This is a genomic window from Micromonospora sp. NPDC018662, from assembly GCF_044391475.1.
Classification (GTDB): Bacteria; Actinomycetota; Actinomycetes; order Mycobacteriales; family Micromonosporaceae; genus Micromonospora.
Window position 1 is genome coordinate 152,608 of sequence record NZ_JBISAC010000007.1, and the last position, 18,849, is coordinate 171,456.

General features: G+C 73.8%; 19 protein-coding genes. 9 read left to right on the forward strand and 10 right to left on the reverse strand.

All coding sequences use genetic code 11. The features are described from left to right. Positions 1 to 40: 40 nt before the first annotated feature. The gene (locus ACH495_RS20750; RefSeq protein WP_396859358.1) at positions 41 to 862 is read right to left on the reverse strand and encodes a lipase family alpha/beta hydrolase; all 822 of its coding nucleotides are present in this window, start codon (positions 860 to 862) and stop codon (positions 41 to 43) included. A 215-nt stretch (positions 863 to 1,077) separates the two neighbouring features. On the opposite strand from ACH495_RS20750, the gene ACH495_RS20755 reads away from it, so the two are divergent. Further along, positions 1,078 to 2,427, forward strand: coding sequence for a pentapeptide repeat-containing protein (locus tag ACH495_RS20755; protein WP_396859359.1), 1,350 nt, complete (start codon positions 1,078 to 1,080; stop codon positions 2,425 to 2,427). Positions 2,428 to 2,436: 9 nt separating this feature from the next. Here the strand turns inward: ACH495_RS20755 and ACH495_RS20760 are convergent, their stop codons facing one another. From ACH495_RS20760 to ACH495_RS20770, 3 genes are all read right to left on the reverse strand, one after another. Next, the gene (locus tag ACH495_RS20760; protein WP_089157165.1) at positions 2,437 to 2,700 is read right to left on the reverse strand and encodes a DUF6244 family protein; all 264 of its coding nucleotides are present in this window, start codon (positions 2,698 to 2,700) and stop codon (positions 2,437 to 2,439) included. 161 nt (positions 2,701 to 2,861) lie between these two features. Then, the gene (locus ACH495_RS20765; protein WP_396859360.1) at positions 2,862 to 3,554 is read right to left on the reverse strand and encodes a hypothetical protein; all 693 of its coding nucleotides are present in this window, start codon (positions 3,552 to 3,554) and stop codon (positions 2,862 to 2,864) included. Next, positions 3,551 to 6,070 (reverse strand): FtsK/SpoIIIE domain-containing protein, encoded by a 2,520-nt coding sequence (locus ACH495_RS20770; RefSeq protein WP_396859361.1) that lies wholly within the window; start codon positions 6,068 to 6,070, stop codon positions 3,551 to 3,553. The genes ACH495_RS20765 and ACH495_RS20770 overlap by 4 nt, the downstream gene beginning before the upstream one ends. A gap of 188 nt (positions 6,071 to 6,258) precedes the next feature. On the opposite strand from ACH495_RS20770, the gene ACH495_RS20775 reads away from it, so the two are divergent. Further along, a complete protein-coding gene (locus ACH495_RS20775) occupies positions 6,259 to 7,671 on the forward strand; it encodes an alkaline phosphatase PhoX (protein WP_396859362.1) in 1,413 nt (470 codons plus the stop codon). A 112-nt stretch (positions 7,672 to 7,783) separates the two neighbouring features. Beyond that, positions 7,784 to 8,737, forward strand: coding sequence for an endonuclease domain-containing protein (locus ACH495_RS20780; protein ID WP_396859363.1), 954 nt, complete (start codon positions 7,784 to 7,786; stop codon positions 8,735 to 8,737). Positions 8,738 to 8,830: 93 nt separating this feature from the next. On the opposite strand, the gene ACH495_RS20785 is transcribed toward ACH495_RS20780, so the two are convergent. Beyond that, positions 8,831 to 9,061 (reverse strand): winged helix-turn-helix domain-containing protein, encoded by a 231-nt coding sequence (locus ACH495_RS20785; RefSeq protein WP_396859364.1) that lies wholly within the window; start codon positions 9,059 to 9,061, stop codon positions 8,831 to 8,833. 234 nt (positions 9,062 to 9,295) lie between these two features. Between ACH495_RS20785 and ACH495_RS20790 the strand changes: the two genes are divergently transcribed. The 4 genes from ACH495_RS20790 to ACH495_RS20805 are packed head-to-tail and all read left to right on the forward strand — an operon-like array spanning position 9,296 to position 10,240. Further along, positions 9,296 to 9,502 (forward strand): hypothetical protein, encoded by a 207-nt coding sequence (locus ACH495_RS20790; protein ID WP_396859365.1) that lies wholly within the window; start codon positions 9,296 to 9,298, stop codon positions 9,500 to 9,502. After that, complete coding sequence (locus ACH495_RS20795) at positions 9,499 to 9,786, forward strand: hypothetical protein (RefSeq protein WP_396859366.1); 288 nt, start codon at positions 9,499 to 9,501, stop codon at positions 9,784 to 9,786. Before ACH495_RS20790 ends, ACH495_RS20795 begins: the two co-directional genes overlap by 4 nt. Next, positions 9,783 to 10,055 carry a hypothetical protein gene (locus tag ACH495_RS20800; RefSeq protein WP_396859367.1) on the forward strand — a complete coding sequence of 91 codons (273 nt, stop codon included), beginning with the start codon at positions 9,783 to 9,785 and terminating at the stop codon, positions 10,053 to 10,055. The genes ACH495_RS20795 and ACH495_RS20800 overlap by 4 nt, the downstream gene beginning before the upstream one ends. A gap of 23 nt (positions 10,056 to 10,078) precedes the next feature. After that, positions 10,079 to 10,240, forward strand: a complete 162-nt coding sequence (locus ACH495_RS20805) for a hypothetical protein (protein ID WP_396859368.1) — start codon at positions 10,079 to 10,081, stop codon at positions 10,238 to 10,240. Between the two features lie 7 nt (positions 10,241 to 10,247). Here ACH495_RS20805 and ACH495_RS20810 read toward each other — a convergent pair whose 3' ends face one another. From ACH495_RS20810 to ACH495_RS20825, 4 genes are all read right to left on the reverse strand, one after another. Next, positions 10,248 to 10,571: a hypothetical protein gene (locus ACH495_RS20810; protein ID WP_396859369.1), complete on the reverse strand. Its 324-nt coding sequence runs from the start codon at positions 10,569 to 10,571 to the stop codon at positions 10,248 to 10,250. A gap of 65 nt (positions 10,572 to 10,636) precedes the next feature. Beyond that, positions 10,637 to 11,074 carry a hypothetical protein gene (locus tag ACH495_RS20815; RefSeq protein ID WP_396859370.1) on the reverse strand — a complete coding sequence of 146 codons (438 nt, stop codon included), beginning with the start codon at positions 11,072 to 11,074 and terminating at the stop codon, positions 10,637 to 10,639. A 178-nt stretch (positions 11,075 to 11,252) separates the two neighbouring features. Then, positions 11,253 to 13,934: a hypothetical protein gene (locus ACH495_RS20820; protein WP_396859371.1), complete on the reverse strand. Its 2,682-nt coding sequence runs from the start codon at positions 13,932 to 13,934 to the stop codon at positions 11,253 to 11,255. Between the two features lie 119 nt (positions 13,935 to 14,053). After that, positions 14,054 to 14,629, reverse strand: a complete 576-nt coding sequence (locus tag ACH495_RS20825; protein WP_396859372.1) for a TetR/AcrR family transcriptional regulator — start codon at positions 14,627 to 14,629, stop codon at positions 14,054 to 14,056. A 164-nt stretch (positions 14,630 to 14,793) separates the two neighbouring features. Here ACH495_RS20825 and ACH495_RS20830 point away from each other — a divergent pair, with 164 nt between their 5' ends. Beyond that, positions 14,794 to 16,248: an MFS transporter gene (locus ACH495_RS20830; protein WP_396859373.1), complete on the forward strand. Its 1,455-nt coding sequence runs from the start codon at positions 14,794 to 14,796 to the stop codon at positions 16,246 to 16,248. A 62-nt stretch (positions 16,249 to 16,310) separates the two neighbouring features. Here the strand turns inward: ACH495_RS20830 and ACH495_RS20835 are convergent, their stop codons facing one another. Further along, a complete protein-coding gene (locus tag ACH495_RS20835) occupies positions 16,311 to 17,096 on the reverse strand; it encodes an SGNH/GDSL hydrolase family protein (RefSeq protein WP_396859374.1) in 786 nt (261 codons plus the stop codon). A 148-nt stretch (positions 17,097 to 17,244) separates the two neighbouring features. Here ACH495_RS20835 and ACH495_RS20840 point away from each other — a divergent pair, with 148 nt between their 5' ends. Further along, on the forward strand, positions 17,245 to 18,831 hold the full coding sequence (locus ACH495_RS20840; RefSeq protein WP_396859375.1) for a M1 family metallopeptidase: 1,587 nt from the start codon (positions 17,245 to 17,247) through the stop codon (positions 18,829 to 18,831). Positions 18,832 to 18,849: the final 18 nt, after the last annotated feature.

Sequence of the window (18,849 nt, forward strand, 5' to 3'; positions counted from 1 at the left end):
CGGGCGGTCCGGGCCCACCCGGGGGCGGGCCCGGACCGGCTCAGACCGCGAAGCAGTTGGGCCGGATCGCGACGCCGGCCAACGCCTGCCGCACCGCCGTGTAGGTGGTGCCGTCGAGCACCAGACCGAGGTGGCCGACCACCCGCAGCGGGCACCACGCCTGCACCAGCACGTTCGTCGCGCCGTCGGCCAGCACCGCGTTGTCGACCGGACGCACCAGCTCGTCCTGCCAGGTGCGCAGCGTGGTCCAGCGGACCGGTCCGGGGGTGTCGTCGCCGGCGTTCAGGTCGGCCAGGAAGCTCGACCCGATGGTCATCTGCTGGCAGGCGACGATGCCGGCGCAGCTGCCCAGGCCGACGACGGCGAGGATGTTGGCGACGTACGTGCCGTACTGCGGGCTGCCGAGGCTGACGTACTGGTCGACCGCGGCGGACCCGCCGAGGAACTTCACGTACCAGCGGCTGACCAGCCCGCCCTCGGAGTGGGTGACCAGGTCCACCCGGCTCGCGCCGGTGGCGGCGCGGACCTGGTCCACGTAGGACGAGAGCGCGCGGGCGGATTCGCGGATGTCGCCGAACCCGAGGTTCGGCAGTTGGTAGATGGAGACCCGGTAGCCGTCGGCGCGCAGCCGGGCGGCGATCGGCTCGTACGCGATGGAGACGCCGATCAGGCCACCGACCACGATCACCGGGTCGGCGGCCGCGGCGGCGGCCCGTTCGGCGGCGGTGACGGTGCTGGCGGGGGCGGCGGGGGCCGGTGCGGTGACCGCGCTCGGCGCGGCGGGGGCGGCGTGGGCGGCGGTGGCCGGCACGAGCAGCGCGGTGGCGGCAGCGGTGGCGGCCAGGATCGTTCGGAGCAGCATGGGCTGCACCTCCGATGGGAGGGGCACCCGGCGGGAACCGGGCGGGACGGGTGGGATCCGATCGATCGTGGGAACGATGATGCGTGTCCGATTTCACACACGTCAATGAAAAGTTACGCGCCGGTAACCAGTTGTTCCACCTGACGCGCGAACCGGCATTCGGGACGTATGACGGCGGCCCCTGCGCGGCCGGCCCGGATGGCATGCTGGGCGCCGTGTCCACCCCACCGCCGCCGGAGAAGCCGCTGAAGGTGATGCCCTGGTGGCTGGCGCTGCTCGGGCTGCTGCTGGCCGTGCTGATCGGCTGGCTGGTGCTCGACTGGCTGCTCGCCGAGGCCGACCGGGCCAGCCAGCCCGACACCCGGGCCACGCTGCGCGTCGACGCCATCCGCACCGGCCTCACCGTGGTCGCCGGCACCGGCGGCGGGCTGGCGCTGCTGTTCGCCGCCCGTCGACAGTGGATCAGCGAACGCGGCCAGCGGCACCAGGAGGCGGTCGCCGCCCGCGACCAGACGCACCGCGACCGGGTGCAGGCGCACGCCGAGGCGGTCGCCGAGGCCGCCGCGCGGCACCAGGAGCGCCAGGCCACCGCCGCCGAGCACGACTCCGCCGAACGGCGGCTCACCGAGCTGTACGTCCGGGCCATCGAGCTGATCGGCAGCGACCACCCGGCGGTACGCCTCGGCGGCCTGCACGCCCTGGAACGACTCGGTCAGGACAACCCGGGGCAGCGCCCGACCACCGTGGCGGTGCTCTGCGCGTACCTGCGGATGCCGGCGCCCGACGACGCGCGCGAGACCGAGGTGCGGCGTACCGCGCAGCGGATGCTCACCCGGCACCTGCGCGCGGACCAGGAGGGCTGGTGGCCGGGGATCGCGCTGGACCTGACCGGCGCCCGGCTGGACGGCTTCGACGCCGCCGGCTGCACGCTCGTGGACCTCGACCTCACCGGCGCGGTCTGCACCGGCACCACCAGCTTCGCCGGGGCGGTCACGCACGGCCGGCTGCGACTGGCCGCCGAGTTCGCCGACGTCGTCTTCGACGACCTCACCGGCGACGCCGAGATCGTCCTCGACGACGCGCGGATCACCGGCCGGGTCAGCTTCGACCGGGCCGACCTCGGTGGCGAGCTGTCCTGCCGCGACGCGAGCTTCGGGCCGGTCTCGTTCCGGGACGCCACGGTGCGGCAGCCGATCAGCTTCGACCGGGCCAGGTTCACCGACAGCGCCAGCTTCCGGGAGACGGTCTTCCTGGGCGGGGTGTCCATGGAGCACACCACGTTCGCCGGGTACGCCGGCTTCCACCGGGCGCGCTTCGCCGACATGGCGTTGTTCCGCTGGACGGAGTTCGGCGCGGAGGCGTGGTTCGAGGGCGCCCGTTTCGAGGGGTCCGCCAACTTCGGCCGGGCCGTGTTCCACGGGCCGGCCAGCTTCGAGGGCGCCACTCTGGTCCGGCTGTTCCTGGTCGACCAGGCCCGCGCGTCGGCGTCGACCACCCACGCCTGGCCGCCGGACACCACAGTCGGTCGGCGCGACGGTGACTGGCTCGTCCTCACCGACGTCTGAGCAGCGTGCTCAGTTGCCGAGCGCCTGGACCTTCGCGATGGTCTCCTGCACGTGCTGGCGGGCCGGCTCGCCGCCCTGCGCGGCCTGGGCGAGCGCCTGCCGGTAGGCGTCGATCACCCCGATCAGCGGCCCGGCCGTCGCGCCCTCCAACGCGCCGGCGACCAGCGCCCGCGCCTCGGCCGCGTCCTGCGCCGCGGCGGCCGTGCGGGCCTTCGCCTCGTCCAGCTTCTGTGCCGCCGCCGCCAGCCTGGCAATGACCTCCGCCGCGCTCACAAGCCCTCCCCCAGTCGCCCCACCCCGCCCCACTCACCCTACCCCGCCCCCCGCCTCCGCGATCTTGCACTTGTTGCCCCGGCAAAAGCCGCGCAAGCCGCATCACGTGGGCCACAACCGCAAGATCGCGGGGCGAGGGCGGGGGCGGGGGCGAGGGTGGGTCAGCGGAGGAGGCGGAAGAGGATCAGGTAGAGGCAGAACAGGGACGGGGAGACCAGGGCGCAGATCACGAAGCCCATCGGGACGTACCGGCCGGCCGGGGTCTCGGGGTCGGGCAACGCGGGGCGGCCCCAGCGGGCCAGCACGACCTGACCGGCCACGAACGACAGCAACGGCACGCCGGCGCAGGACAGCGCCGCCACCAGGTCCATCCCGGACACCGGCAGCGGCGAGCCGAGCAACGCGATCAGCATGAGCACCGAGCCGACCAGCGCGCACCCGGCGTACACCGCGACCGCCCGGGCCGGCGCGGACCAGGCGGGCAGCAGCACCGGCCGCCGGGCCAGCGCCTCCGCCTCCTGCCCGTGCCGGTCCGCCTCGTCGGCCAGCCGCCCGGCCGCCGCCAGCTCCGCCGCCGGGTCGCCGGCCGACACGCTCCCCGGCCCGGCGGGGGGACCGGCCGGTCCGCCGCCGTCCGGCGTCGCCGCCTCCGGAACCGACCGCATCGGTACGCCGACCGCCTGCCCGAGCCGGTCCAGGCGCTCCCCCTGCGCGGCCAGCCGTCGCCCGACCTCGTCCACGCCGGACTGGAGGCCACGCCGGCGTTCCGCCTCGGCGGCGATGGCCCGCTCCCCGCCCCGCTGCCGGGTGGACAGCTCCCGGATCAGGGCCGCGTAGTCGTCGAATCCACTCATGAGTCATCGCTCTCGGACGCGAACGGCACGATCAGGGCGGTCCGGTGCTCGTGCCGGTCGACCAGCAGCGCGCGGCCGTCGCGCGGCTGGTAGGCGAGGTCGTGCACGCCGAGGTGCAGGCCGAGGTCGGCGGCCGGCACGTTCAACGCGACCAGCCCGGTCACGTCGTCGCGGTGCCCGCTGCCACCGAGGTCGTCGGCGAGCCGGCGCAGCCCCCGCCACCAGCCGAGCACGTGCACGCCACGCGCCGGGCCGTGCCGCAGCACCGCACGCAGGTCGTCGTGGCCGGAGCGGAACGTGCCCGGGTCGGTGGCGGCCAGCGTGCCGGCGGCGGCGTCCATGCCGAACACCGTGAGGTAGGTGCGATCCGGCCCGGTGGTGTCGCCGGCCAGCTCGGCGAGGAGCACGCGCAGCGCGTCGGCGTCGAGCCGGCGGACCGGGTGGCCGGCGGCGGCCAGCGTCATGGCCAGGTCGTCGGCGAGGCCGGTGGTGCCCGGCGCCAACGGCGCGAACAGGAACCGGGCGGTGCCCGGCGCGTGCTGCCGGGCCAGCGCCAGCACGGCCGAGCGGAGCACCTCCGCGCCGGTCGCGGCGGTGCCCACCACGGCCAGGTGCCGGCCCGGGCTCGCGTCGAGCGCGAAGCCGGCCGGGCTGCCGGCGACGTCCACCACGCGGCCGAGGAGCGCGTACGGCGGATCGGCGCCGGGGGCCAGCGCGGCCCAGGCCGGATCGTCGGCGAGCCGGTGCGTCTCGTGGCCGCGGAACACCGCCGGCGGTGCGGCGCCCTCCGGGCGGGCCGCGTGCAGTTCGTGGCGCAGCGCCGCGAGGTCGGCCGCGGCGGCGTGCGCGTCCGGGAACTGCACCTCGGTGTCCGCGCCGGGCGCGCCGGCGGCGGTGTTCACCACGGCGGCGCCGACCGTGAGGCCGCGCGCCGCGTCGTTGCGCGGGTCCAGCACGGCGTCCCCGCCGGGCAACGCGATGCGCAGCGGGAACTGGCCGAAGATGGCCTCGGCCCGGCCGTAGAGCGCCTCGATGCCGGTGGTGCTCTGGCTGGCCAGCACCAGGTGCAGGCCGTACGAGCGGCCCTTGCGGGCCAGCTCCTCGATTCCGTCGACGGCCTGCCGGGCCAACGCGTCGTTGCCGGCGAACAACACGTGGAACTCGTCGACCACGGTGACGATCCGGGGCGGCCGGGCGTTCGGCGGCAGGTCGGCGAGGCGGCTGACACCGTGGCGCTTCAGCAGTTCGGCGCGTCGGGTCAGCTCGGCGCGCAGCTCCCGGAGGACGGCCACGCCGTACTCGCGGTCGGACTCGATGCCGACCGCGCTCGCGTGCGGCAGCCAGGACCTGTCGCGCGGGGTCGGCACGAACTCGGTGAAGCTGACCCCCTCCTTGAAGTCGAGCAGCATCAGCCGCAGCTCGGCCGGGGAGTAGCGGGCGGCCAGCCCGTAGAGCACGTCGAGCAGCAGCACCGTCTTGCCGGCGCCGGTGCGGCCGCCGACCAGCCAGTGCGGTGTGGCGTCGTCGAACGCGACGGTCAGCGGCTTCTTCCCGGCCCGGCCGAGCACCGTACGCAGGCCGGTGCCGGCCGACTCGGCCCACCGCCGCGCCGGGAGCAGGTCGGCGAACGTGACGGCGGAGCTGTCGTCGGCGGCCTCGGCGAGCCGGCGGGCCAACGCGGTCACCACGGCGTGCGACGGGTCGCCGTCGAGCACCACCGGTGCGGCCAGCCCGCTGCCGTCGACGCTGAACGGACGCCCGGGCGGGTCGCCGACGAGCGTGTAGCGCTCGGTGACCCGGAGCTGGGTGGTGGCCCCCAGCGGCGGCACGGACGCGCCCGGCCCGGCCGATGCGTAGCCGGCCAGCAGCACGCAGACCGCCGCGGCCGGGCCGGCGTGGGTGAGCGCGGCCAGCCGGGCCAGCTCCCGGGCCGGCAGCGTCGACGCGGCGACCACCACCAGCAGCTCCCGGTCCTCCGGGTCGGCCCGCTGGGCGGTACGCGCGTGCCGCTCCGCGGCGTCCAGCAGCGCGGTCGTCTCCACCTCGGTGGTCGCCGCCGCGCCGAGCACCCCGGCGTCGTGCAGCGGGCGCAGCGGCAGGAACGCCGCGCCGAACGCGGCCTGGTCGATGCCGACCACCCGGACCGCGCCGGCCGGGGCGGCGGTGAGCAGCCGGACCACCACGGCACGCAGCAGCTCGCCGACGCGCGGGTCGCGGGCGTCCACGTCGACCGCCAGGTGGGCGCCGGCCCCCACCGGCACCAGCACCGGGAACACGCCGTCGACGGTGGTCGCCTCGCCGAGGCGTACCGGAACGGGGTGGGTCGCGACGCGGGCGGTGCCGGGCACCGCGGCGGCCAGCTCCCCGCCCAGGCGGGCCAGCCGGGCGACCAGCTCGGGGCTGCCGACCGGGGCCGGGCCGGCCGCGCCCAGCATCCGCCGGGCGGTGTCCCAGTGGCGCAGCGCCGCCCGGTGCCGCTCGACCGCCTGCCGGTACGCCGCCGCGAACCTGTTCACCGTCCGCCCTCCGACGCCGCCCTCTGCGATCGAGGGAACCCTAACGGACGCCCGCCCCGCTGGCACATGGCGCTCGGCACCCGGGATTCGTCCACTGTTCACCCGACGGCGGACGGTCCCGCCGCCCGCCGTTCCCACGACCCGACTTGCCTGCCAGTGCACCCTCGAATGCACAGGAAGGCGACGACGTGACCTCCAACTCACCCCTCTCCCGGCGGTCGCTGCTGGGTGGCGCGGCCGGCGGCCTCGGCATCGTGGTGGCCGGCAACCTGGACGCCATCGCCGGCCCGGCGGCGGCCCGCGCCGCGTGCCGGCCCGCGGTCGGCTACGGCGACCTGGTGCCGGACCCGGCCGGCCTGCTGGCGCTGCCGCCCGGCTTCTCCTACACCGTCGTCGCGCAGGCGGGCGCGACGACGCTGGAATCGGGGCAGCCGACCCCGAGCGACGCCGACGGCACCGGCTGCTTCCGCGGCCCGCGCGGCTCGGTGCTGGTGAACAACCACGAGATCGGCGGCAGCGAGCCCTACCCGGTGCCGGCGCTGCCCGGCCTCACCTACGACCCGGGCGCGCGCGGCGGCACCACCACCATCGAGGTGGACAAGCACGGCCGGCGGCTGCGCGAGTACGTCAGCGTGGCCGGCACGCACAACAACTGCGCCGGCGGCATCACGCCGTGGGGAACCTGGCTGACCTGTGAGGAGACCGAGCAGCGGGCCGGCGGTCAGTTCCTCAAGGACCACGGGTACGTCTTCGAGGTCGACCCGCACGACCGGGCCGCCAACACCGACCCGGTGGCGTTGACGTTCCTCGGTCGCTACTCCCACGAGGCGGTGGCGGTCGACCCGTACACCCACTCGATCTACCTGACCGAGGACGCCAGCGGCCCGAACGGGCTGTACTTCCGGTGGACGCCGCCGCCCGGCTTCCGGGCCGGCAAGGGCGCGCTGCGCGCGCTCGCCCAGCGGCCGGACGGCGCCACCGCCGGCACGCTGGAGGCGATGCGGTGCCGGCGCGGCGACGGGCACGTGGCCGACCTGTCCGAGGCCACCACGCCGGGCACCCGCTACCAGGTCGACTGGGTGGAGGTGCCGGACCGGGACGCCCGCACCGTGTCGGTGCGCAAGCAGTTCACCGACGAGGAGGTGACCCGCAGCCGCAAGCTGGAGGGCGCCTGGTGGGGCGACGGCGGCGCGTACTTCGTGGCCAGCTACGCCCGCCACGACGACGGCAGCGTCAACGAGCACGACGGCCAGGTCTGGTTCTACGACCCGCGCCGGCAGACCGTCACGCTGAAGACCATCTTCGGCGTGAACACCGACCCGGAGGCCGACACCGGCAACTACGACGGGCCGGACAACATCACCGTGTCCCCGTACGGCGGGGTGATCCTGGCCGAGGACGGCGAGGGCGTGTCGCACCTGGTCGGCGTCACCGAGCAGGGCAAGGCGTACGCGCTGGCCCGCAACGAGCTGAACGACAGCGAGTTCACCGGGCCGACGTTCAGCGCGGACGGCAAGATCCTCTTCGCCAACATCCAGACCCCCGGCTACGTCTTCGCCATCACCGGCCCCTGGGCCCGCCCGAGCAACGCCCACCGCTGACGTTGTAGATCTTGGAAGGAATCGGCCCCTCCCAGGGCCCTTTTCTTCCACGATCTACGAGCGTTGTCCACAGGGGCCGCGCGGCGGTCCCTGTGGACGGCAGCCTTGGGGGGTGGGGAATTGCTGGGCGGGGATGCGGCGGGCGCTGCCATCGGACGACGCGGACGAGTTGACCTGGTTGTTGTTCCGTCAGGACGACGTGCTCAGCCTCGGCCAGGCACAGGCACATCTCACGCGCAAGGCGATCCGGCATCGGGTGGCGACCGGTCGATGGCGTCACGCTCACCGTGCTGTTCTCGTCGCGCACAACGGCCCCGTCGGTCCCGCTCAGCTCCGGTGGATCGCGGTGCTGGCCGCCGGCCCGACCGCGCTGCTCGGCGGCATCACCGCCGCCCAGGCGGGTGGCCTTCGGGGGTTTCCGGACCGCGTCATCCATCTGCTCCTGCCCGCCACCTGCCGTCGTGCTCCGCTCCCGGCCGGGGTGCGCGCACACCGGACCACCCACCTGCCCGACGAGGATGTGGTGCGGGTCGGCCAACCTCCCCGGACGACGGCTGCGCGCTCGGTGATCGACGCGGCCCAGTGGGCACCTACCGACGCGCAGGCCCGAGCGATCGTCGCCGCGGCGTTCCAGCAGCGGCTGGTCGGCGGTGACGACCTGCACGAGGTGCTGAGCCGGATGCCACGAGTCCGCCGCCGGCGACTCCTGCTGACCACCGCCACGGACGCGGCCGGCGGCGCGCACTCGCTGGGCGAGTTGACCCTGCTCGACCTCGTGCGTCGCGCCGGCCTGCCCGAACCAACCCGCCAGGTGGTCCGGCGCGACGCCGCGGGCCGGCGACGCTACCTCGACGCCTACTTCGACGAGTGGCGGGTGCACGTCGAGATCGACGGCGGGCAGCATCTCGACCCGGCACACGCCTGGGCGGACATGCGCCGGCAGAACGACCTCTGGATCGAGGGCGACCGCATCCTCCGCTTCCCCTCCTGGGCCCTGCGCGACGACCCGGAAGCGGTGATCGACCAGCTACGAGCCGCCCTCCGAGCCGCCGGCTGGCCCGGATGAGCCGCTGCTTCCGTTCTTGCGATCTTGGCGGTTCTTGAGATCTTGGAAGAAAATGGCCCCCAGAGGGGCCTTCCGCTTCCAAGATCTCGCACCTCACCGCGACTCGGGGCGTTCGGCAACGAATACTCCCAAGCCGTGTACGCCCTCCACCCATCCCTGTGTCTGAAGCACGAGGATGGCTTGGCGAACCACTGTCGTCGAGACGCCGTGCTCCGCCTTGAGCTGCGCCGTGGACGGCAACTTGTCCCCCGGCGCGAGTTCTCCTGACTGAATCTGAGTGCGGAGCTGATCCGCGAGCTGTTCCCACTTCGGTTTGACGGGCATATGGACTCCCAGGTCTGCCCCGCCATTCGATCACGCACGACTAGCCATGACAAGCAACGTGTTGTCGTGCTTGCATTGTGTGACTAGACGTGTAAAGCTCGATCTGGCCGGCTCCCAGGTCTGCAAACCGGAGTTGGTCCGTTCCCACTGCGCAGAGCGCTCGGCCGGCCGATCCCCCGGACGGCCGGGCGTGCGTACCTGTCCCCCGCACGTCGCACCCCGACGGGAGGCCCGATGGGCGAGCGCACCGACGACACGTCCCCCGAAGAGTCCTTCGCCTCGGCGCAGGACATCGAGGACGCCGACGACATTCTCTTCGCACACCCGCCGCGCCGGGTCGTCCGCTGGCTGTGCGGCTGCGGCGAGGACTACCCCTGCCTGGAGGTGGTCTACGCGCGCTTGGTCAAGGCCGCCGCGACCCGGCCCGACGAGCCACGGTGAGCGCTCGTCCGATTCGGGCGGGAGACCTGCTGCGCCTCGACCGCGCGGCGAGCGTGCAGTTCTGCCGCCCGATCACCGTGCGGGTCATTCGCGAGATCGCCGACCGCTCCACGTTCGACGGGTGGGCATGGATCGAGGCTTACGAGTTGGACGGCAGGGGCGAGGCGGTCGCCAAGCGGGAGCTGTTCGTGCAGCCGGCCGGGCTGCGCTGGCTGAACGCCAGAGCCAGTGGTGGCCCAGCTCTCGCTCGCACCACCGCCCACCGGCTGCGGGTGCCGGCATGAGCACCGGCACCCGACCGCACGCACCCATGCGCCCGCTCTGGATCTGCAAGCGCTGTGCTCACCCGTGGCCGTGCGCGGAGGCTCGGCTCGCCCTCCTGGCCGAGTACGCGGGCGACCACCTCGCCCTGTCGGTCCACCTGTGTGGGCAGCTCTACGACGCGGCCGTGGAGCTGCACCGCCTCAACCCGGACGACGCGCCGAGCCCGCAAGCATTGTTCACCCGGTTCGTCAGCTGGGCACCACTTTGCTCGCCGGCACCTCCGAGCTGATGTGGACCGATGACGTGAGGCAGATGGTGGACGCGGAAACCGCAGTCGCCATGGCTGTTGCGAACGCTGCGATCGAGAGCGTGAACTTCGAGCAGGAATGGCTGACGCGGCTCTACGAAGTGGCGTCTGGCCAGGTGAGCGCCGAGGATCTGACCGCCGCAGAGATCGACCGCCTGGGCGGATGAGAAATCGTCATAGGGCAAGCTCACGCTTGGCCTGTTCCCAGGGTATTCCGCTGACGCGGCCGGCACGGTAGGCAGCCAGTCGATCGGCCGCGCCCGGCAGTTCCCGCAGATCGTCGAGCATGTCCTGCAACGTTGAGCCCAACGCCCGCGCCATCTCGTCATCTCCGGCCGCCTCCACGTTGGCGATCCCGGCCTTCAGTAGCCGCTCGGCGTTCTCCGGGTCACTTTCGACGATCGCCTCCACCGCCACGAGAAGCCCTTCGATGACCGCATCAGTGAGAGCAGACGAAGGCTCGGGCGACTCGGAGCCACCGGCATGAGCAGCAGACATTCCATTGACGATAGGCCCTGCCGACACGTGATCGAGGCACCGCGCGGAACGTGTCCACCCGTTCATCAGGCGCTGCTGACCACGCCGACCGCGATCGACCGGAGCGCGCCCGCGTCCACCACCTCCGGGTCCCCCAACACGGTCCCGGCGACTCCGGGCCCGGCGAGCCAGAACGCCTCTGCCGCACCGATCAGGCCGGGCCCGTCGGGGTGGGTGAAGTCGGCAAGTTCCCAGGTCGCGGGGTCGCGCTCGAGGTATTCGGCGAGGAACTCGCGGACCGCGTCCAGATCGGTGAGACGCTCGCTCCGGAGCACGTGCACCCGCAGGTCGACGCGGTAGCCGTCCTCGACCTGACGCTCCCAGACGCGGGTGGCGATGCTGACGTCCTCCCACTCGGAGGCGAAGTCCGACACCGCCTCCCCGATCCCGCCCGGCAGCTCTCCGATGTGAAACCCGTCCAGTTCCCCGCCGTCGCGTGCCGACGGGTCCCGCTCGTTCGTCATCCGCGCCTCGACCTTCCGGACAACTGATCTCCATCATTGCCAGCACGGAGAGTACGCGCTCGGCTCACCGGACATGACCCGCGACCGATATGACCCAGCGGCATAATTATGACTGTGCGGTATGAGGCCCAAAAGCCACCTCACGACCAGAGCCGTCACGCACAGTGCGGCCAACCCGCTATCTCGCGGTGCGGCAGCCGGGGTCGGGGCCAGCGTCGGCGACGCCACAGTGGAAGACCTCGACCGGGGCCGCCCCGACGTCGGGCACCTTCGCCACGGTGAGCAGCGCCAGCCGCTTGGCGACCGGCTCGCCGGCGTCCGGGGCGTACCGGATCAGGCCGCTGACCCCCGGGTAGCCGCCGGCGGCGTTCTGCCGCAGCACCTCGGCGTGCACGCCGACCGGGTCGACCGCGCGTGGCTCCCAGCGGCGGCCGGTGTCGGCGTGCCGCAGCCGGGCGGCGAGGCTCTCCAGCGCGCGCACCATCATCATGGCGGCGTCGTAGGCGAGGCTGACCCGCTCGCCGACCGGCGGGCCGGTGCCGGTGCGGCAACGCGGTGGGTCGAGCAGGTCGTCCGCGCCGATCCAGGTGAGGAAGCTGCCCCGGGCGTCGTCGCGGGCGGCCTGCGCGGTCCGCAGCGCGGCGCAGGTGGCCAGCGACGCCTTCGACACGTACGTGACCGGCAGGTTGCCCGGCGCGCTGGCGCGCAGCCCCGGGTTGGCCATGTAGCGGTTCACCGAGTCGTCGGCGACCAGGTGCCGTGGCGGGTCCGCGCCGCACTCCTTGAGCGCCCGCAGGAAGCCGTCGAACTCCGACCAGCGGCCGGCGAAGAACAGCATGCCGGGGTAGCCGCACTCCTGGGTCAGCCGCCGGCCGCTGCGCCACTCGTCGAGCCGGGTCAGCCGGCTGCCGAACCGTTCCCGCAGGCCGTCGACGAGCGTGGCGACGTAGAGGTCGTCGGTGAGCGAGCTGCCCTCGCCGGTGGTCCAGTAGACGTGCGCCTGGCCCACCCGCAGCACCTGCCGGGCGTACGCCTCGACCATGGCGACCTGCTCCCGGTTGGGTGCGGACATGGCCAGGTAGAGGCTGGAGTTCTCGTCCATCCGGTCGGCCGACAGCGTGGGGGCGAGCACCGGCAGGCCGACCCGGTTGAGTTCACGCAGCGCCGCCGCGGTGCTGCTGCGGCTGTCCACCAGCCCGACCACGCCGAGCACTGTCGGGTCGTCGCGGGCCAGCCCTTCCAGCATGCGTACCGCGTCGTCGGCGTGCCGCATCTGCCGGCCGGCGTTGGCCACCACGATGTGCAGCAGCGCCGCGTCGTCCGCCGCCGCCGACTCCTTCAGCAGCGCGTACTGGGCGGTGGCCATGCCCTCCAGCTCCTCGCGCTCGGAGACGTAGGACTCCTCGTCCGCGCGGGTCCGGTTGCCGGTGAGGCTGCCCAGGTAGACGAGCGTCAGGTAGGGGCGGCGGTGATCGCTGCGCCGCCACACCTCCTCGGTGGCGCGGTTCTGGGCGAAGATGCGCCGCTGCACCGCGCGCAGCCGGTCCTGCCCGGGTTCGCTGTTGAAGACCTGCCCGGCGGTGTCGCTGTAGCCGACGCACTCACCGCCCACCAGCCGCACGCTCACCCGGTCGGTGGGCCAGGGCCGGCAGTCCGACGACCACCGCCCGTGCGCCCAGACGCCCACGCCGGCCACCAGCACCACTGCCACCGCCGCCGGCAGGAACCGGCGCGCCCACCAGGGCGGATCCGGTGCCACCAGCGCCGGCGGGGCAACCCCCGGGGGTACGCCGGCAGCGTCCTCGTCCGCCGCCAGCACCAGCAGCCAGGCGCCGGTACGCCGCAGCCGGCGACGTTCCGGCAGCGCCTCGGCCCAGTCCTCGTACGCCTCCTCGGCCTGGACCACCGGCCGGGGCGCGGCCGGTTCCGGCGGCGGGTCGGTGGCGACGGCGACCACCAGCAGCGGGTCGTTGCGGCCGGTCTCGTTGCGGACCTCGCCGAAGATCCGGACCAGGGTGTACCCGACGTTGTCCGGGCGGACGCCGTCGAGCAGCACCACCGGGTAGGCGGTGCGCCGCCAGTCCCCCGGTCGCCAGAACCGTCGCCGGTAGGCCAGCCGCAGGTCCTCCAGGAACGCGTGCAGCAGCAGCTTCTCCACCTGGGCGGGATGCTCGCCGTCGCGCCAGCCGGCGGTGAGCCGCTCGGCGAAGCCGAGGAACGTCACCGACTGCCGGGGCGCGAGATACTGCTGGCGCATGAACCAGCGGTACTGCCGGCCGACCACTGGCACCCGGCCGGAGACGGCGATCCGGAACACCACGCTGGGCACCGCCCGGCGCAGCAGCCAGAGCAGCACCTGGAGCGCGGTGCCGAGCCCGGAGCCGCCGCCCACCTGCGGGTCCTCGCCGACGCCGACGCGCCGCCCCCGCCAGTCGCGCAGCCGGCGCACCAGCGAGGCCCGGCCGCTGTCCGCGGCGTCCACGTCGACGGCGAGCGTCTGGTGCATCAGCCAGTCGGCGAGCGGATAGTGCCGGAACCGCAGCCGGGGCGCGCCGAACGCCTCCAGGGAGAGCTGCCGGTGCAGCTCGCGCAGCACGGTCGCGACGTCGTCGGTGGGCGGCCGGTCGGCCAGCTCCAGCACCGCGTGCGGCACCCGGCGGCCGGCGCCCCGGCCGGCGAAGCGGCGCAGCAGGGCGGCCACCGCGCCGTCACCGGCCGGCCGGAGCACCCAGAGCAGTGGGAGCCGGCGGTCCCCGCGACGCGGACGGCGTAGCAGCCGGGCCAGCAGGGTGAGCAGTTCCAGGCCGCCGGCCGGGAGATGCTCGCGGGTGGGCCGTGGCCGGGTCGCCGGTTCGCGCATGGTCACCTCCGGGTGACAGCCGGTGTCCCCCCATTGTCGACACCCCGCGCAAGGGTGCAAGGAAGGGCCCCCGCTTAACGCCTGAGGCATAGGAGGGGGCCCCGCTTAACACCCGACAGCTAGCGCGGCGGCGGGCGGAGGCCGTCCAGCGCGATGGCCAGCACGCGGTCGCGCTGTGCCGGGTCCGGGAACTGGTACGCGGCGATGCCGCTGATCAGGCGCACCACGTCGTCGAAGTCGGCGTCGGTCCGGGCCGCCCCGGCGGCCTGCGCGCGGCGCAGCAGCGGCTCGCCGGCCGCGTAGATCTCGGTGCGGCAGCTCCGGAACACGTCGGAGTCGTGCACCAACTCGTCCGCCAGCGCCCGCTTCGCGCCGACGTAGGCGACGAACCGGTGCAGCCAGCCGACCAGGGCGTCCCAGGGCGGGAGGTCGGCCAGGTCGGCGGCGGAGGCGCTGAGCGCGCGCACCTCCTCGACGTAGACCGCCTCGAACAGGTCGCGCCGCTGCGGGAAGTTGCGGTAGAGCGTGCCGATGCCCACACCGGCCCGGCGGGCGATCTGCTCCAGGGACGCGCCGGCGCCGTACTCGCCGAACACGTCGCGGGCGGCGGCGATCAGCGCGTCGTAGTTGCGCCGGGCGTCGGCCCGCTTCGGGCGGCGCGCGAAGACCTCGGTCGACTGCTCGGCGCTGGACATGACGCCTGTCACTCCTTCCGTCTTGCAAACGGAGGCACCCCTCCATTACGTTTGTGGAGGCAACCCTCCGGATAGCGTACTCCGGAGGTCCTGGCCCGACGCGCCGCCACCGCCGCCCCACGCGCGAGCGGCCACCGACTCGTACCGAACGGGAGCTCTCCCACATGATCGACACCTTCCGGCGCGGCTCGCGCCGGATGACGTTCCTCGTCCTCGCGGCCGGCACCGGCTTCTTCGCGATGCTCCAGTCGCTGATCACCCCGGTGCTGCCCACCATCCAGCACGACCTGCACACCTCGCCGAACACGGTGACCTGGGTGCTGACCGCCTACCTGCTCTCCGCGTCGATCTTCACGCCGATCCTCGGCCGGGTCGGCGACATGGTCGGCAAGGAGCGGATGCTCGTCGTCTCGCTCGCCGCGCTCGCGCTGGGCTGCCTGGTGGCGGCCGTCGCGCCGACCATCGGCGTGCTGATCGCCGCCCGGGTGGTCCAGGGCATCGGCGGCGCCGTCTTCCCGCTGTCGTTCGGCATCATCCGCGACGAGTTCCCCGCCGCCCGGGTCAGCTCGGCGGTCGCGTCGATCTCGGCGGTGGTGGCCGTCGGCGGCGGCCTGGGCGTCGTGCTCGCCGGGCCGATCGTGGCCACGCTGGGCTACCGCTGGCTGTTCTGGATCCCGCTGGTGGTGGTCGGCCTGACCGCGCTGGCCGCGCACCGGTTCGTGCCCCGCTCGCCGGTCCGCACCCCGGGCCGGATCAACTGGGTCAGCGCCGTCCTGCTCTCCGGCTGGCTGGTGGCGCTGCTGCTGCCGGTCAGCAAGGGTGCCGCCTGGGGCTGGACCTCCGGCCAGGTGACCGGGCTGCTGGCCGTGGCCGCCGTGCTGCTGGCCGTCTGGCTGGCGGTCGAGGCGCGGGCCGCGAACCCGCTGATCGACCTGCGGATGATGCGCCTGCCGGCGGTCTGGACCACCAACCTGGTCGCGCTGCTCTACGGCGCCTCGATGTTCGCCGTCTACGCCTTCCTGCCGCAGTTCGCGCAGATCCCGACCAGCGCCGGCTACGGCTTCGGCGCCAGCATCACCCAGGCCGGGCTGCTCATGCTGCCGATGCTGGTCGGCATGTTCGCGGCCGGGCTGCTGGCTGGGCGGCTGGAGTCCCGGTTCAGCGCCAAGGCGCAACTGAGCACCGGCGCGGTGTTCAACGTGGCCGCCGCCGCGATGCTCACCGTCGCGCACGACACCCGCTGGCAGGTCGGGCTCGCCGGTGGCCTGGTCGGGCTCGGCATCGGGCTGGCGTTCGCCTCGATGGCCAACCTGATCGTGGGCAACGTGCCGGCCTCGCAGACCGGCGCGGCGACCGGCATGAACGCCAACATCCGTACCATCGGCGGCGCGATCGGCGCGGCGCTGGCCAGCACCGTGATCACCGCGAACCCGCAGCCGAGCGGGCTGCCCCGGGAGGCCGGGTTCACCGCCGGCTTCCTGCTGCTCACCGGCATCTCGGTGGCCGCCGCGCTGGCCGCGCTCGCCGTGCCCTCCGGGCGTCGCGCCCGGCCCCGGCGGCGCGTCGGACCGGCCGTGCCGGCGACGCCGGCCGCGGAGTTGGTGCCAGCGGGCCGCTGAGAGTTGTTAAGAGGGGGCCCCTCCTATGCAGAATGCGTTAACCGGGGCCCCCTCCTTGCACCTCAGCCGATGGCGGCGGTGAGCGCGGCCAGGTAGCCGTAGCGGTAGCCGTTGGCGTTCGGGTGGTACGCCTCGATCACGCCGCTGACGTCGCGGATCCACGGCTCGGCGGCGCACACGCCGTGCCCGGTGAAGAACGGCCGCGCGTCGACGAACGTCGCCCCGGCCGCGCCGGCCCGGCCGGCCGTGACGCCGTTCAGCACGTCGGCGGCCTGGTTGAGGATGGTGCGCTTGTAGCTGCTCATGGCGAGCAGGCCGCAGGAGCCGGTCTCGAACAGGCGCGGGTAGCCGAGCACCACGAGCCGGGCGTTCGGGGCCCGCTCGCGGATCGCGGCGTAGGTGGCGTCCAGCCGGGCGGGCAGCGTCTCGGTGGCGAACGCCTTCGCCCCGGCCACCGCGCTCTCGCAGCTCGACGTGCTGCCGAAGCGGCAACTGGTCATCACGTCGGCGAAGCCGGCGTCGTTGCCGCCGATGGTGATGGTGACCAGCGTGGTGCTGGCGCTGAGCTGGCCGACCTGGTCGTTCAGCACGTCCGCGGTGACCGCGCCGCCACAGGCCGGGAAGCGGAAGCTGGCGACCGCGTGCGCCGCGGCCCAGAGCGGGGCGTACGACTTCTGGCTGCGCAGGCAGGTGGAGAGGTCGTACGGCCCGGCGCCCACGCCGGAGGAGTAGGAGTCGCCGAGGGCGACGTAGTTGACGCTGGCGGCACGGGCGGCGCCGGGCAGCAGCACGGCGCCGAGGACGGCCGCCAGGACCGCGGCGAGGGCGGTACGGACGCGACGGGACATCAGGGGACCTCCACGGGACAGGGGTGGTGGAGCCCGCAGACCGCGCGCGTGGTCGAGGGTTGGGTGCTTGTTACTAGTCGGTAATGCTATCGAAACATTCGCAGGAATTGAATAGCCCCGGCAGCCGGCTCGGGGCAGATCCGTTTACATGTGTCGATTAGGTTGGCGGTGCGTACACCCGACGGAGGGAGTCCCACCCGTGCCACGCGCACTCTCGGCGGCGATCGCCGCCCTGACCCTCACCACCGCCGTCACCACCGTGACCGGCGCACCCGGCCAGGCCGCCCCGACCGGATGGGGCCGGCCGCACGTCTCGGCGGCCACCCCCACGCCGGGCGGCCCCGGGCTGGGCGACAGCTACTTCCCCGACTACGGCAACGGCGGCTACGACGTCGACCACTACGACATCCGGCTGCGTTACGAACCGGCCACCGACCGGCTCAGCGGCACCACCACGATCCTGGCCACCGCCACCAAGGACCTGTCCCGGTTCAACCTCGACTTCGCGCTGGCCGTCGAGTCGGTCCGGGTCAACGGCTGGACCGCCGGGTTCGCCCGCGCCGGCGACCACGAGCTGGTCGTCACGCCGGCCCGCCCGCTGGCCAAGGGCCAGCAGCTCACCGTCGTGGTGAAGTACGCCGGCATCCCGTCGGAGACCACCGTCTACGGCTACACCGGCTGGACCCGCACCGCCGACGGGGCGCTCGCCGTCAACGAGCCCGAGTCGGCCTGGTGGTGGTACCCGAGCAACGACCACCCGAAGGACAAGGCCACCTGGGACATCTCCGTCTCGGTGCCGACCGGCCTGGAGGTGGTCAGCAACGGCGTGCAGCCGCGCGACCCGCTCCCCGAGGCCGGCAACCGCACCCGGTGGAGCTGGCGCAGCGTCAAGCCCGGCGCCACCTACCAGGCGTTCCTGGCCATCGGGCAGTACGACATCGTCACCGACACCGCGCCGAACGGGCAGCCGGTGGTGAACGCGTACAGCACCACGCTGGGCGAGCGCGGGCCGGCCGCCCGGGCCAGCATCGAACGCACCGCCGAGATCGTCGACTGGGAGAGCGGCGTGTTCGGCCCGTACCCGTTCGAGGCGCAGGGCGGCGTGGCCGGCCCGATCGACGGCATCGGCTTCGCGCTGGAGACGCAGACCCGACCGGTGTACGGGCCGGGCTTCTGGCGGCGCGGCGCCAACCCGTACGTGGTGGTGCACGAGAACGCCCACCAGTGGTTCGGCGACTCGGTCTCGGTGGCGGCCTGGCGCAACATCTGGCTCAACGAGGGCTTCGCCTCGTACGCCGAGTGGCTGTGGTCCGAGGAGCAGGGCGAGGGCACCGCGCAGGAGCTGTTCGACTTCACCTACGACAGCTACCCGGCCGACTCGGAGTTCTGGCAGGTGCTCCCCGGTGACCCGGGCGCCGACCGGGTCTTCGACGACGCGGTCTACGACCGGGGCGCGATGGCGCTGCACCAGATCCGGCTGGCCGTCGGCGACCCGGCGTTCTTCCGGATCCTGCGCACCTGGACGGCCCAGCGGCAGTACGGCAACGGCACCATCGAGCAGTTCCAGGCGCTCGCCGAGCGGATCTCCGGCCGGGACCTGGACGCGGTGTTCACCACCTGGCTGTTCACCGCCGGCCGGCCCGAGCTCGGCGCCACCGCGCGCACCTCGGCGGCCCCGGCCCAGCCGGCCTCCTGGGCGAAGATCCGCACGGCGCACGACCTGCTCCACCGCTGACCGGTCCGGGTGTTAAGC

Coding starts and splice junctions, on each gene's coding strand:
- ACH495_RS20750 (WP_396859358.1), bottom strand. CDS start 862: ATGCTGCTCCGAACGATCCTGGCCGCCACCGCTGCCGCCACCGCGCTG.
- ACH495_RS20800 (WP_396859367.1), top strand. CDS start 9,783: ATGAGCACCGGCACCCGACCGCACGCACCCATGCGCCCGCTCTGGATC.
- ACH495_RS20805 (WP_396859368.1), top strand. CDS start 10,079: ATGGTGGACGCGGAAACCGCAGTCGCCATGGCTGTTGCGAACGCTGCG.
- ACH495_RS20835 (WP_396859374.1), bottom strand. CDS start 17,096: ATGTCCCGTCGCGTCCGTACCGCCCTCGCCGCGGTCCTGGCGGCCGTC.
- ACH495_RS20825 (WP_396859372.1), bottom strand. CDS start 14,629: ATGTCCAGCGCCGAGCAGTCGACCGAGGTCTTCGCGCGCCGCCCGAAG.
- ACH495_RS20830 (WP_396859373.1), top strand. CDS start 14,794: ATGATCGACACCTTCCGGCGCGGCTCGCGCCGGATGACGTTCCTCGTC.
- ACH495_RS20790 (WP_396859365.1), top strand. CDS start 9,296: ATGGGCGAGCGCACCGACGACACGTCCCCCGAAGAGTCCTTCGCCTCG.
- ACH495_RS20785 (WP_396859364.1), bottom strand. CDS start 9,061: ATGCCCGTCAAACCGAAGTGGGAACAGCTCGCGGATCAGCTCCGCACT.
- ACH495_RS20810 (WP_396859369.1), bottom strand. CDS start 10,571: ATGTCTGCTGCTCATGCCGGTGGCTCCGAGTCGCCCGAGCCTTCGTCT.
- ACH495_RS20765 (WP_396859360.1), bottom strand. CDS start 3,554: ATGAGTGGATTCGACGACTACGCGGCCCTGATCCGGGAGCTGTCCACC.
- ACH495_RS20815 (WP_396859370.1), bottom strand. CDS start 11,074: ATGACGAACGAGCGGGACCCGTCGGCACGCGACGGCGGGGAACTGGAC.
- ACH495_RS20820 (WP_396859371.1), bottom strand. CDS start 13,934: ATGCGCGAACCGGCGACCCGGCCACGGCCCACCCGCGAGCATCTCCCG.
- ACH495_RS20840 (WP_396859375.1), top strand. CDS start 17,245: ATGTGTCGATTAGGTTGGCGGTGCGTACACCCGACGGAGGGAGTCCCA.